Source organism: Kitasatospora sp. MY 5-36, from assembly GCF_001182915.1.
In the GTDB taxonomy this organism is placed as follows: domain Bacteria; phylum Actinomycetota; class Actinomycetes; order Streptomycetales; family Streptomycetaceae; genus Kitasatospora.
In genome coordinates, this window is the sequence record NZ_LFVW01000367.1 from 1 (window position 1) to 11,983 (window position 11,983).

At 73.1% G+C, this 11,983-nt stretch carries 13 protein-coding genes; 7 read left to right on the forward strand and 6 right to left on the reverse strand.

The genetic code is table 11. The features are described 5' to 3' along the window. Window positions 1-377: MFS transporter (locus AE652_RS48415; protein ID WP_369808319.1), on the reverse strand; the 377-nt coding region annotated here is incomplete at its 3' end. Between the two features lie 97 nt (window positions 378-474). On the opposite strand from AE652_RS48415, the gene AE652_RS22810 reads away from it, so the two are divergent. Together AE652_RS22810 and AE652_RS22815 are read left to right on the forward strand one after the other, a co-directional pair. Then, on the forward strand, window positions 475-1,080 hold the full coding sequence (locus tag AE652_RS22810) for a TetR/AcrR family transcriptional regulator (RefSeq protein ID WP_049654446.1): 606 nt from the start codon (window positions 475-477) through the stop codon (window positions 1,078-1,080). 228 nt (window positions 1,081-1,308) lie between these two features. Then, window positions 1,309-1,590 carry a hypothetical protein gene (locus AE652_RS22815; protein WP_049654447.1) on the forward strand — a complete coding sequence of 94 codons (282 nt, stop codon included), beginning with the start codon at window positions 1,309-1,311 and terminating at the stop codon, window positions 1,588-1,590. A 154-nt stretch (window positions 1,591-1,744) separates the two neighbouring features. Here the strand turns inward: AE652_RS22815 and AE652_RS22820 are convergent, their stop codons facing one another. Continuing rightward, window positions 1,745-3,439, reverse strand: a complete 1,695-nt coding sequence (locus AE652_RS22820; protein ID WP_049654448.1) for a hypothetical protein — start codon at window positions 3,437-3,439, stop codon at window positions 1,745-1,747. Window positions 3,440-3,757: 318 nt separating this feature from the next. Here AE652_RS22820 and AE652_RS22825 point away from each other — a divergent pair, with 318 nt between their 5' ends. The 5 genes from AE652_RS22825 (at window position 3,758) to AE652_RS22845 (ending at window position 8,908) form a co-directional block, all read left to right on the forward strand. Further along, window positions 3,758-5,161, forward strand: a complete 1,404-nt coding sequence (locus AE652_RS22825) for a cytochrome P450 (protein ID WP_049654450.1) — start codon at window positions 3,758-3,760, stop codon at window positions 5,159-5,161. Window positions 5,162-5,287: 126 nt separating this feature from the next. Continuing rightward, window positions 5,288-5,944 carry a DUF1707 domain-containing protein gene (locus AE652_RS22830; protein WP_049654451.1) on the forward strand — a complete coding sequence of 219 codons (657 nt, stop codon included), beginning with the start codon at window positions 5,288-5,290 and terminating at the stop codon, window positions 5,942-5,944. 84 nt (window positions 5,945-6,028) lie between these two features. Next, window positions 6,029-6,847 carry a serine hydrolase gene (locus AE652_RS22835; protein WP_049654454.1) on the forward strand — a complete coding sequence of 273 codons (819 nt, stop codon included), beginning with the start codon at window positions 6,029-6,031 and terminating at the stop codon, window positions 6,845-6,847. Window positions 6,848-7,019: 172 nt separating this feature from the next. Continuing rightward, entirely contained in the window at window positions 7,020-8,231 is a 1,212-nt protein-coding gene (locus AE652_RS22840; RefSeq protein ID WP_063780232.1) for a hypothetical protein, read from the forward strand. Between the two features lie 29 nt (window positions 8,232-8,260). Next, window positions 8,261-8,908 (forward strand): DUF4328 domain-containing protein, encoded by a 648-nt coding sequence (locus AE652_RS22845; RefSeq protein WP_049654455.1) that lies wholly within the window; start codon window positions 8,261-8,263, stop codon window positions 8,906-8,908. Between the two features lie 12 nt (window positions 8,909-8,920). On the opposite strand, the gene AE652_RS22850 is transcribed toward AE652_RS22845, so the two are convergent. The 4 genes from AE652_RS22850 to AE652_RS22865 all read right to left on the reverse strand — a co-directional run bounded on the left by AE652_RS22850 (window position 8,921) and on the right by AE652_RS22865 (window position 11,845). After that, the gene (locus tag AE652_RS22850; protein WP_049654457.1) at window positions 8,921-10,054 is read right to left on the reverse strand and encodes an FAD-dependent monooxygenase; all 1,134 of its coding nucleotides are present in this window, start codon (window positions 10,052-10,054) and stop codon (window positions 8,921-8,923) included. Window positions 10,055-10,194: 140 nt separating this feature from the next. Further along, on the reverse strand, window positions 10,195-10,785 hold the full coding sequence (locus AE652_RS22855) for an ATP/GTP-binding protein (protein WP_049654460.1): 591 nt from the start codon (window positions 10,783-10,785) through the stop codon (window positions 10,195-10,197). Window positions 10,786-10,787: 2 nt separating this feature from the next. After that, window positions 10,788-11,375, reverse strand: coding sequence for a DUF742 domain-containing protein (locus AE652_RS49515; protein WP_369808320.1), 588 nt, complete (start codon window positions 11,373-11,375; stop codon window positions 10,788-10,790). A gap of 5 nt (window positions 11,376-11,380) precedes the next feature. Continuing rightward, entirely contained in the window at window positions 11,381-11,845 is a 465-nt protein-coding gene (locus AE652_RS22865; protein ID WP_049654463.1) for a roadblock/LC7 domain-containing protein, read from the reverse strand. Between the last annotated feature and the right edge of the window lie 138 nt (window positions 11,846-11,983).

The window sequence follows — 11,983 nt, forward strand, 5'->3', positions numbered from 1 at the left end:
GCGGCCAGCAGCGCGCAGGCCGTCACGACCAGGAGCACGGTGATCAGCGGGCGGCGGGGGAGCCGGTCGCCGAGCGGGACCAGCAGGAAGATCCCTGCGGCGTAGCCGAGTTGGGTGACCGTGGCGAGGTTCGCCGCGGTGCCCGGTGCGATGCCGAGGCCGTCGGCGACGAGCGGGGTGAGGGCCTGCGGGAAGTAGACGTTGGCCACGCTGACGCCGCAGGCCAGCGCCATCACCAGGGGCAGCCGCCGGCCCGTGGCGGCGGGCCGGGGCGCGGGTTCCGGTGGCGGCGTCGCGGGCGGTGTGGGCCCGGGCGGCGCGAGGGCCGTGGGTGGCTCGGGCTCGGGCAGGACAGCCGGATCGATCCGGGGCATCATGACTCCAACCGAACGAACTAGATGGTTCGAATGCTCGCCGTGAGCGTGCCAGACCGTCGCGGGATCGTCAAACGAACCGGTTCGTTACCATCGGCCCATGGCGTACGACTCGACGGCAACCAAAGAGCGGATCCTCACGGCGGCGGCCACCGAATTCGCCGCGTACGGCGTGGCCGGCGCCCGCGTGGACCGCATCGCCGCCCAGGCCCAGGCCAACAAGCGGGCGATCTACGACTACTTCGGCGACAAGAACAGGCTCTTCGCCGCCGTCCTGGAGCGCCTCATGGCCGACCTCGCCCAGGCCGTCCCGCCCGGCGACGAGGACCTGGCGGCGTACGCCGAGCGGCTCTTCGACTACCACCGCGACCACCCGGAGGCCCTGCGGCTGCTGCTCTGGGAGGCCCTCGAACTCGGCGACGAGCCCGTTCCGGGGGAAGCGGACCGGACCCGCCACTACCAGGACAAGATCCGGGCGGCGCGGCCGGCGGGCAGCGGCGACGACGGCGACAGCGGCGGTGACGGCGACGACGCCCGCGCGCGGCTGTTCCTCACGCTCGGCATGGTCGGCTGGAGCCTCGCCATGCCCCAGCTCCGCCGCATGATCCTCGGCCCCGACCACACCCTCGACGGGCTGCGCGCCGAGATCGCCGACGCCGTCCGGGCGCTGCCGACCGCCGGAAGCGGGCTCCCCGAGCAGTCGTGACCCCCGCCATGCGGTCGTCCCGTCCTTTGCGGAAGAGCGTGGAAGGACGCGGAAAGTCGGCGGGTCCGACTTTCCACTCCCGGCGGACCGCGGGCGAATGCCGCGCCGGGCATTGTCCTCGGTTCGGGGGATTTGCGGCGGGATTTCTGACATGGACAGGGCGGTGGGGGAATTCATGGCCCGGAAGGGTGCCGTAACCGATGTGCGCCCTCGGAAGGGAGAACAGTCATGCGTCGTCGGATTGCCGCGGTCGGGATGCTGGCCGCCGCCGGAGTGCTCGCACTCGCCGTGCCCGCACAGGCGGCTACGGGGGTTCTGGTGGTGAACGGTGTGACGCACCAGAATCCGGCGCGGGGGTGCTACCCGACCGTGTCGCCGGTGGTCGTCGAGAACCTCACGAACGTGACGGTCGACGTGTATTCCGCGCCGAACTGTCAGGGGACGGTGACGCGGGAGGTGGCAGCCGGGATGACCGCGGCGACGGTCGGGTTCAGCTACTTCGTCAACTGAGGCACTCCGTCAACTGAGGCACTCCGTCAACTGAGGCACTTCGTCAACTGAGGTACGTCGTCAACTGGGGCCGGCCCGCCGGCCGCGCGACGGAAAGGGGCCGGGGCGGTGCTCCGTACGGAACACCGCCCCGGCCCTCACGTCCTCCGGTGGGTCAGTTCGACTGGTAGAAGCCGAGCAGGTCGACCAGCAGGTCGGCGTCCGACCAGCTCTGGTTCCAGAAGTCGATGATGCCGCCCTTGCCGCCCGGGGTCTGCGCGAGGTTCGGGACGGTCGCGCCGGCCGTCCAGTTCAGCGTCGAGGAGACCGGGCGCTGCGGGACGACCGCGGTGCCGTTCCGGTAGGCGGACCAGTAGTTCGGGTCGGTGTCGACCGAGAGGAAGCCGGCCCCGGCGGTGTTGGTGACGGTGGTGTTCAGCACCCAGCCCTCGACCTGCGGGGAGGTGGTGTCGCCCTCCATCCCCAGCGCGAAGAAGCTGCGGCCCGGCATCGGGGCGCCCGTCCGGTCGGGGGTGGTCTCGCGGGTGTCGAGGACGCGCTCCGGCGACACGAGCGGGACCAGGGCGGACCGGCTGGCGGGGCTGTAGTAGCCGACCACGTCGACCACCGCGTCCGTCGGGAGCCAGCTGCCGTTGCGGACGGTGATCTTGCCGTCCTGGCCGACCGGCACGATCACCGCGTTGGCCACCGTCTGGCCGGCGGTGAAGTTCACGTTGGAGGTGGTCGGGACGGCCTGCCCGGTCGGGTAGGCGATCAGGTGGCCGTCCGCCTGCGGGTTGGTGACCGTCAGGTTGAGCGCCACGGCGGTGACGCCCGACGGCACCCCGTTGCGGCCGGCGACGGCGACGTCGAAGCCCGACGTCGCGGGGACCTTGCCCTGGGCGGTGCCGATGCCCTCGCGGGTGTCGACGATGCGGGTCTGCGGCACCGACTTGTAGCCGCTGGCGGTGGTGGGCGTGAAGTAGCCGGTGACGTCGGCGAGCAGGTCGACCGGGGCCCAGTCCGAGTTGAACAGGTACACGTAGCCGTCCGGACCGACCGAGGCGACCACCAGGTTCGGAACGGTCTGGCCGGGGACGAAGTTGAGGCTCGACGTCGTGGCGTTCTGGGCCAGGTCCTGGCTGGGCGCCACCGAGATGTGGCCGGAGCCCGAGGTGTTGGTGACGGTGACGTTGAGGACCACCGCGGCGACCCCGGCCGGGATCTGGGCGGCGCCGTCGATCTTCAGGGCCACGGTGCCGCGGGCGGGGACCTTGGCCTTGGCGGCGCCGATGCCCTCCCGGGTGTCCAGCAGGCGGGTGGGGGTGTGCGGCGTGAACTCGGCGCCGGCGGTGACGACCTGGACCTGGTTCTTGGCGACCACCGTCCCGCTCGTGAGCGTGACCGTGATGTCGAAGGCGCCGACGGTCTTGTACTGGTGGATGTCGACGTGCGCGTTGGCGGCGCCGGCGGTGAGGGCGACGGGGTACGAGCTCGTGGTGCCGTCGCCCCAGGCGACGGTGAGGGTGCCCGTGGTGGTCTCGCTGGACGAGAGCTTGGTCTGGAGCTGGAAGCCGTGGGCGCTGAAGGCCGAGGCCTCCAGGTCGACGCCCAGGTTCGCGGCGTTCTGCGCGGCGGGTGCGTTCTGGGCGGGCGCGTCCTGCGCGGGCGCACCCTGTGCCGGGGCCGCCGCCCGCTCGCCGGCCTTCGACGAGACGACCGTGCGGTCGGCGGAGCTGTTGAAGGTCTTGCCCGGGAGCTTCTTCGTCGCGTCGAGGCCGGCGACGCCGGAGGCGGGCGAGGAGGGTGCCGCGGCGGGAGCGGCCGCCTGGGCGATTCCGGACGAGGTGAGACCGACACCGGCCGCCACGAGGGCAGCGAGAACCACAAGTCGGCGATTGCGCACCGATTCCCCCACAGTTTCATCAAATGCCGAACGGATTCGGCACAGTTCGAATGTGTGTTCAGCGTACAGGTCGTGCGCAGGTCATGGGACCGGGTTTTTCCGGGGCGTTCGACGGTCGCTCGACGGGGCGTTCGACCCGTGGGCGATTTACGGCCCATGGATGATTTAGGAATTGACGCCGCATTTGCGCGGTCCGGGGTACGGAGTCGGAAAACACGGGAAGGCCCCGGTTCGTACAAAGGCACCGCGGAACGATCCCCGGAAGGCACCCCAGGAGGTCCGATGCAGATCCCCGGTCCCGAGCCGAGAGCGGACGGCGGGGTGGGCGCCATCGCGCGGGCGGGCGGGTTGCACGACTACCAGCTGTGGCTGCACGCCGAGTACGGGCCCGTCGTGCGGTTCCAACTGTCGGGGGTGGAGGCCGCCGTGTCGATCGCCGACCCGGTGCTGCTGGAGGCCGTGGCCCACCTCGACGAGCGGCCGCCGGGGCTGTTCTCGTTCCTGGACCCGCTGTTCGAGGCGGGCAACCTCCAGGTGCTCCCGGCCGGGGAGCACGGCCCGTGGCGCCGGCTGCTGCTCACCGTCCTCGCCGGACGGCCCTCGCACGAACGGCACTTCGCCCGCTTCACCGCCCTGGCGACCGGGCTCGCCGACCGCTGGGCCGCCCTGCCCGCCGGTCAGGCCGTCGAGCTCCAGCGGGAACTCACCGGGCTCTCGCTCCGGATGATCTGCGGCTACGCCCTGGACGGCGGGACGGACGACCCGGACGGGGGGATCGAGGACCCGGAGGGTGTGGTCGAGGCCTTCGAGGCGGTGCTCACCGACCAGTTGGAGCGCCTCTACCGGGTGCCGTCCGAGCAGCCCCCGGAGCAGCGCGCCGAACGGGCCGCCCGGGCGCTCGCCCGACTGCGGGCGACGGTCGACCGGGTGATCGCCGCGCACCACCGGGGCCACCCCGGCGGCCGGAGCGGCGGGGACGGCAGCGGTGGGGGCGGCAGCGGTAGGGACCGCAGTGACCTGATCGGCGCCCTCGTCGAGGCCGGGGAGAGCCCCGCGCGGATCCGCGACACCGTCCTCGCGGTGATGCTGGCCGCCCACCACACCACGGGCGTCGCCGTCTCCTGGACCCTGCACCTGCTCGCCGCCCACCCGGCGGCGGCCGCGCGCGTCACCGAGGAGCTCGACCGCGTCCTCGGCGACCGCCCGGTGCCCGACCACGCCGACCTGCGCCGGCTGCCGTACCTGGGGATGGTCCTGCGCGAGTCCCTGCGCCGGTACCCGCCCGGCCCGTACGGCGCCCGGCTGACCACCGGGCCGCTGGCCGTCGGCGGGTACGTCGTCCCCGCCGGGGCGGTGGTCTTCCTCCCGATCCGGGCCGTCCACCTGAACCCCGCGTACTGGCCCGAGCCGGAGCGGTTCCGGCCCGAGCGGTTCACCCCCGAGGAGTCGGCGGGGCGGCCCCGGCTGGCCTGGATCCCGTTCGGACTGGGGCCGCGCGCCTGCGAGGGGGAGGGCCTGGCCGTGGTGGAGGCCCAGGTGCTGCTGGCCGTGCTGCTCAAGCGGCTGCGCTTCCGGCCGGAGCCGGGCCACCGGGTGGTCCCGGTCGAACGGTTCGTGCTCTGGGCCGCCGACGACATCCGCATGCTGGTCGAGCCGCGGGCCGCGGCGGGCGAGCCCGCCCGCTGAACAGGCCCGTCGAACAGGTCGGCCGAACCGGTCTGGCGGGAAATCCTATCGCGATATATCGTGAGTTCCTGTCCGCGCCGCTGACCCCAACGCGCGAAGACCATCGCCGAGTTCAGGACGGGAAGTATGCCGGGAGAGATCGTGCCCGCCGCAGGGAAGCAGGCCGCCCGCGGCCAGGAGTCCGCGATGCGGGCCTCCCACGCCGACCGGGACCGGGTGGCCGAGCTGCTGCGCATCGCGGCGGGCGACGGCCGGCTGACCTCGGAGGAGCTGGACGAGCGCCTGGAGGCCGCCCTGTCCGCGCGGACGATCGGCGACCTGGCCGGACTCACCACCGACCTGCCGCCCGTCTCGCTCGCCCCCGGCGGGGTGGTGGCGGAGGTCAAGGACGTCCTGACGGTCGACCAGCGGTGGAGCCGGGTCAGGCGGGAGGGGCGCTGGGTGGTGCCGCGCCGCCTGGAGCTCTTCGTGGAGTGGTGCGACGTGACGCTCGACTTCACCGAGGCGGTGATCACGCAGGACACCCTGCAGATCGACCTGGACATGGAGGGCAAGACCCTGACCCTGATCACCGGGCCGGGCATCGTGGTCGACGCCGACGGCCTGGCCCTGGAGTTCAGCCGGATCAGGAACCGCCGGGCGCCGGATCACGGTGGGCCGGTCACGCTGCGGATCGAACTGGTCGGCAGGAAGCGCCACGGCCGCGTGGTCGTGCGCCGGCCCCGGCGGACGGCCGGACAGTGGCTGCTCAGGAAGCCCCTGGCCCTGCCGCCCGGCGACTGACGGTCCGTCATGGCGGCGGAGGCGGTTTCGTGTCGTACGCCGCGACCGTCGAGCTCCGGCCCCGACCTCCCCTACCCTTCCTCCATGCTCTCTGTGGTGGTCGCCCCCTGGGCGGGAAAAGCGGAGCCGGTGTTCGTCCACAATCCGGACGAACTTCACGACGCCGCCAGCACGATGAAGGTCGCGGTGCTCGCCGCGCTCTGCCGCGGCGGGGCGAACCTCGACGCCGAGGTGCCGGTGGTGAACCGCTTCGAGTCCGTCGTGGGCGGCGAGTTCGGCAACGACCCGGACTGGGACAGCGATCCGCTGCCCTGGGAACTGGTCGGCACCCACGTGCCGCTCCGGCTGCTCGCCGAGCGGATGATCACCCACTCCTCCAACCTGGCCACCAACATCTGCCTGGCCCGCACGACCCAGCAGGCCGTCACCGAGGTGTGGCGCCGCGCCGGTGCCACCCACAGCTCCACCCCGCGCGGGATCGAGGACTACGCGGCGCGCGCCCAGGGCGTGCACAACCGGGTGACGGCCCGCGACCTGGTCCGGCTGCTGCGCTCGCTCGCCGGGGAGCCCGAACTCCTCGCCCTCCTCGAGTGCAACGAGTTCCGGGTGGACCTGGCCGCCGGCCTCCCCTCCAACACCCGGATCGCCTTCAAGAACGGCTGGGTCCCCGGTGCCCGGCTCGGCGTCGGCCTCGTCCAGCCGGCCGACTGCCCGCCCTACCTGATCGCCGTCTGCTACACCGGCCCGCTCGCCGACGGCACGGACCGCACCGACCCGGCGGCCCGCCTGCTCGCCCGCGTCTCCAAGGCGGTGTGGGACCGCCGGGACCAGATCAGCCGCCCGGCGCCGGTGGCCCGTCCGGTGCCCTCGGCCGGTCCTGCGCCGCTCCGCTCGGCGGGTTGATCCGCACCGGCCCCGCGTGGCCGGTGCGTTCGCCACGCTCCCCGTCGGGCTTCGGACCGCCCCCGTTCTGGTGTTCGGCGCCAAACCGTAACCGATCGTGCGCGCATGATGATCGGTCGGTTGCGGTATCCGATTGAGGCGTCCTGCTCAAGCGGTCGGGGGTGGGCTGAGAATGTCGTCCCGTCTACGGATGTTCGCCCGGTGGATCACGGCGACTGCGGTCGTGGCCGCCTACGTGGCGTTGCACCTGCTGGTCAACGTCGGCATGGGGCAGTGGGTGGGTGGGAGCAGGGCGGGGGCGCTGTGGTGCGGGGCGGTGGCGCTTGCGCTGGCCGGGCCCGCGCTGTGGCTGCGGCACCGGCGCCGGTCGGGGGTCGCCGAACTCGTGGGGCTCGTCACCCGCTTCACCCCGCCCGTCCCGCGCTGGCGACGAGCGGTCCTGCTGGTCAACGGCCTCGGGTACATGCTGTTCGCGGCGGGAATCGTGGCGGTCCGCTCCTCGGAGCGGCAGGGTGACAAGCTGTCGCTGGAGGGGCAGCTCCTGATGTTGGCGGGCGGTCTGGCGGCCCTGGGCTGCGGTCTGCTGATCCTGCGCCGGACGCGTCGGCACGCGGCTCCGGGGGCGGCCGAGATCCTGCTCTCGGACGGGCGCAGGCCGGTGCTCTACCTGCGGAGCTTCGCCGACGACGAGGTGGCCGCCCAGGTGGACGACGGTGCGCCCATCAACCTCCATACGAGGGAGGAGCAACTCGCCGGAGCCCTGGGATCGGTGGGCCCCGTCATCGCCGTGGGGCGGCCGGGGGAACCCCTGCCCCTCCTGGGCGCGGCCCGCTTCTACCTGCCGCTCGACGACTGGCAGGGCACCGTGCGGCGGCTGATGAGCCTGTCGCAGCTCATCGTGCTGCGCCTCGGGCACGGGGACGGGCTGTGGTGGGAGGTCGGACAGGCGCGGGCCACGCAGCCGGCGGGCAAGCTGATCCTGCTGACCCCGGGAAACGGTGCCGATCTGGTGGACCGGCTCAACGAACACCTGGTCACCTCGGTGCCCGTGGGCGAGCTGACGGCAGGTCGGCACTGGGTCGGCGCCGTCGTGGCCTTCGACAATCTCTGGACACCCCGGGTGTTCCCGGTCGGTTCCGGACGCAAGGGCCTGTGGGCACGGATGGCGAAGGCGGGCCTCCTGGGGGACCAGACGCCCACGGCGGACGTGGCGCGTGCCGTTCGGACGGCCCTGGCAGTCGGCGGGTACCGGAGACGGACGATGGTGTGGCGGGCCCAAGTCGCCACGGGCAAAGCGGGTTTGATCGGGCTCTGGCTCGTCGGGGTGATCGCCCTGCCGTGCTGGCTCGGGTACCGGGTGTTGCAGCTGGCAGGTCTCTGGTGAGCCGGGGACACGGGAAGTCAGGGGGAAACGTGGACAGTTCGCAGCGGTACAGGGCCGTGGCCGGGTGGGGCGTCGCGGCGTCGGTCCTGGTCGTCGTGGTGATGGTGTACAACGTGTTGGCGACGTGGACCGACTGGCGCGCGTACCTGCTCTACGAGGACGCTCTCGCCGGGAAGGCCACGCTGGCGGACCTCCAGGCGGTAGAGGACTGGGCGGACTTCTTCGGGGATTCCGTCTACCTCGCGTTGGCCCTCCCCGCCGGAATCGTGGTGACGGTGTGGCTGTGGCGGGCGCGGATCAACGCCGAACTGCTGGGCGGCCCGGGCAGTCAGCGCCGGGCCCGGGCCTGGGTGGTCGGCGGCTGGTGGCCGCTGGCGAACCTCTGGATTCCGTACCAGGTCATCTCGGACGTCTGGCAGGCCAGTGCGCCGCGGCGGCCCGTCTCCCGTGCCCTGATCGGAGTCTGGTCAGTGGCGTGGGTGATCTGCTTGTACGTGGGCCGGGGTTACGCGTACCTGGTGGACAAGGACACGCCCACGGAGGACGACCTGCGTCGTGCCATCGCCTACTCCACCATCGCCACGGTGGCGACCGTGGTCGCCGGCGTGATCATCCTCCATGTCATCCACCGCGTCAGTACCTGGCAGACCCAGCGGCGCGCCGAAGCGCGCCGCTGAATCCGCGGGCCGTCAGTACGGCCGCACGAGGACGTGCGCCGCGCCGGGGATGCCGACCTTGAGCAGCTCGTCCTCCTCCGGCGTGGTCGCGGTGCCCGTCTCCTGCTTGAGGACGGCCCGGGACAGGGCCTGGACCCACATGGCGCGCGGGCGGCGGCGGGCCTCCCAGGCGGTGAGGGCGGCCGGGACGGTGTCCTCCGCGTCCAGGCTCTGGGCGAGCACGAGCGCGTCCTCGACGGCCATCGCGGCGCCCTGGGCGAGGTGCGGGGTGGAGGCGTGGGCGGCGTCGCCGGCCAGGACGATCCGGCCGACGTGCCAGGGCTCCTCGACGGTGACCTGGGAGATCCGCGAGTAGACCACGGCGGCCGGGTCGGTGATCTGCGCCAGCGCCTCGGCGATCGGGCCGCCGAAGCCGGCCAGCCGCTCGCGCAGCTGCTCGTGGGCGCGTTCCGGGTCGGGGCGGAAGTCCTCGGCCTCGGCGAAGACCGAGCCCAGGTACATCTGCTCCGCGCTGATCGGGGTGAGCAGTGCCTTCGCGTTCAGGTTGCCGGAGGACATCACCACGCCCCGCACCTCGGGCGAACGCGGGACGGTCACACGCCAGTTGGCGAAGCCGGTGTACTCGGGGGCGTACTTCTCGCCGTACAGGTGGCGGCGCAGCGGCGAGCCGATGCCGTCGAAGCCGACGACCAGGTCGTAGCGGGCGACCTGCCCGTCGGTGAGGGCGGCCTCGATGCCGTGGGCGTCCTCGCGCAGGGTGCCGATGGTGGTGCCGAAGCGGAGGGTGGCGCCCGCCTTGACGGCGGCGTCGGCGAGGACGCGGGCCAGCGCGGGGCGCGGGATGCCGTTGTTGGAGGGGGCGTCGCCCATCCGGGGCTGCGGGATCTTCGCGAGGGTGGCGCCGGCCGGGTCGCAGATGGTCAGCACCTCCCACTCGAACCCGGCGGCGAGGCAGTCGTCCAGGACGCCGATCTCGCGCATCACGTGCAGGGCGTTGGACGGCTGGATGATGCCGACGCCGAGGGCCTCCAACTGCTCGCGCAGCTCGGCGACGTCGACCTGGTGGCCGCGCGTGGCGAGGGCGGTCGCGAGGGTGAGGCCGCCGATGCCGCCGCCGTTGACGAGGACGCGCAGGGGTCTGTTCATGAGGGGGGCTCCGAAAGGAAGTTCACAGGAGGTGCGGGGGTGCGGGGGCGGTGCGGGGCCCGGCCGGAGCCGGTCCGGCCGAGCGGGCACGGCGGTCGAGGGGAAGGGCCGGCCGGGATGTCGGTCCGGCCGGGGCCGGTTCAGCCGACGGGTGCGGCGGCGAGCTCCATCAGGTGGTCGACCAGGGCGAGCAGCAGGTCCCGTCCGAAGGCGCGCTCGCGCACGTCCCCGAGCAGCATCGGCACCTGCGGGTCGAGGTCGAGCGCGGCCCGGATCTCGTCGGGGGTGCGGGTGTTGGTGTTGTGGAAGCAGTTGATCGCGACCACGAACGGGATGCCCCGGCTCTCGAAGAAGTCGATGGAGGCGAAGCTGGTCTCCAGCCGGCGGGTGTCGGCGATGACGATCCCGCCGAGGGCGCCGTTGACCAGGTCGTTCCACATGAACCAGAAGCGCTCCTGGCCGGGCGTGCCGAACAGGTAGACGACCAGCTCGGGGCTGACCGTGATCCGGCCGAAGTCGAGGGCGACGGTGGTGGTGGTCTTCTGGTCGACGCCGGCCAGGTCGTCGACGCCGACGCTGGCCCGGGTCAGGTACTCCTCGGTGCGCAGCGGGGCGACCTCGCTGACCGAGCCGACCAGGGTGGTCTTGCCCACGCCGAAGCCGCCCGCGATCAGGATCTTGACGGCGGCCGGGGCGGCGGGGGCGTCGGTGGCGGAGTGGGGGGTTGCCATGTTCAGAGTCTCCGGAGTCCTTCGCGTACGGCCGTGAGCAGGCCGAGGTCCACGCCGCCGGCGGCCCGGGCCACCGACAGCGGTGCCCGGGCCTTCAGCAGGCCCTGGGCGACCAGGTCGCCCAGCAGGATCTTGGTGACCGAGACCGGGAGGTCCAGGCCCGCCGACACCTCGGCGACGGCGATCGGGCGCCGGCAGCGTTCGAGGATCAGCCGGTGTTCGGGCTGGAGGCCGCGGGCACCGGCGCGGCTGCCCCGTGCCAGGGCGGCGTCGGCCTCCTCCTCGACCGTGGTGAGCACGGTGATGAGGGTGAGGTCGTCGCGCTCGGGCGCGGTCCGGCCGCGGGTGATCGTGTACGGGCGCACCATGCTGCCCGTCTCCTCCTCCGCGTCGTCCTCCAGCTCGCTCCAGTGCGGTACGGTGCCGCGCCGCCAGGAGTCGTCCCAGCCGGACTGCCGGCCCGAGGGCGGGCCGGACGGAGAGCCGGGCTGCGGGCCGGACGGCGGGCCGGAGGCCGGACCAGGTCGCGGGTCGGCCTGCCGGCCGTCGTCGCGGCCGTCCCCCCAGGCGTCGTTCCCGTACGGTTCCACCCTGGTCAGCCCCGGTTCCGGGCGGCGAAGGCGTCGAAGGAGGCCGGGGCGGCGGGGGCGCCGGGGGCCTCCTCGTGGCGGACCGGGGTGGTGAGCTTCTGGCCGACCTGCTGCACCAGGGTGTGCATCGCGACGGACATCACCTCGGCGTCCACCTCCTGGGAGGCGACCACGGCCAGGTGGGTGCCCTGGGCGGCGGCGATGACGAACAGCCAGCACTCGGCGAGCTCGACGATCACCTGGTGCACCGGGCCGCCGTCGAACAGCGCCCCGACCCCGCGGGCCAGGCTCTGCTGGCCGGTGGCGACGGCGGCCAGGCGCTCGGCGTCGGCCCGCTCGATGGTGCGGGAGTGGCTGACCACGAGACCGTCGTCGGAGAGGAGGACGGCGTTCCTGGTCCCGGGCACCGAGTCGACGAGTCCGTCCAGCAGCCAGTCCAGGTCCTGGTGGGTGGCGATCGTGCGGTTCATCACTGCTCATCCGTTCGTGTGGTTCGGGGGTCCGCGGCCGGAAGGGCCCAGGGGGCGGGCGCGGGGGCGGGGGAGGGCGCCGGCGGGGTGGCGGGCAGGCGGTGCTCGCCGCTGTCCTGGGCCCGGGCGGCGCGGGAC

Bases quoted from the DNA above. Each gene is read 5' to 3' on its own strand.
- AE652_RS22810 (WP_049654446.1), top strand. From the start codon at position 475: ATGGCGTACGACTCGACGGCAACCAAAGAGCGGATCCTCACGGCGGCG.
- AE652_RS22815 (WP_049654447.1), top strand. From the start codon at position 1,309: ATGCGTCGTCGGATTGCCGCGGTCGGGATGCTGGCCGCCGCCGGAGTG.
- AE652_RS22825 (WP_049654450.1), top strand. From the start codon at position 3,758: ATGCAGATCCCCGGTCCCGAGCCGAGAGCGGACGGCGGGGTGGGCGCC.
- AE652_RS22830 (WP_049654451.1), top strand. From the start codon at position 5,288: ATGCCGGGAGAGATCGTGCCCGCCGCAGGGAAGCAGGCCGCCCGCGGC.
- AE652_RS22835 (WP_049654454.1), top strand. From the start codon at position 6,029: ATGCTCTCTGTGGTGGTCGCCCCCTGGGCGGGAAAAGCGGAGCCGGTG.
- AE652_RS22840 (WP_063780232.1), top strand. From the start codon at position 7,020: ATGTCGTCCCGTCTACGGATGTTCGCCCGGTGGATCACGGCGACTGCG.
- AE652_RS22850 (WP_049654457.1), bottom strand. From the start codon at position 10,054: ATGAACAGACCCCTGCGCGTCCTCGTCAACGGCGGCGGCATCGGCGGC.
- AE652_RS22855 (WP_049654460.1), bottom strand. From the start codon at position 10,785: ATGGCAACCCCCCACTCCGCCACCGACGCCCCCGCCGCCCCGGCCGCC.
- AE652_RS22865 (WP_049654463.1), bottom strand. From the start codon at position 11,845: ATGAACCGCACGATCGCCACCCACCAGGACCTGGACTGGCTGCTGGAC.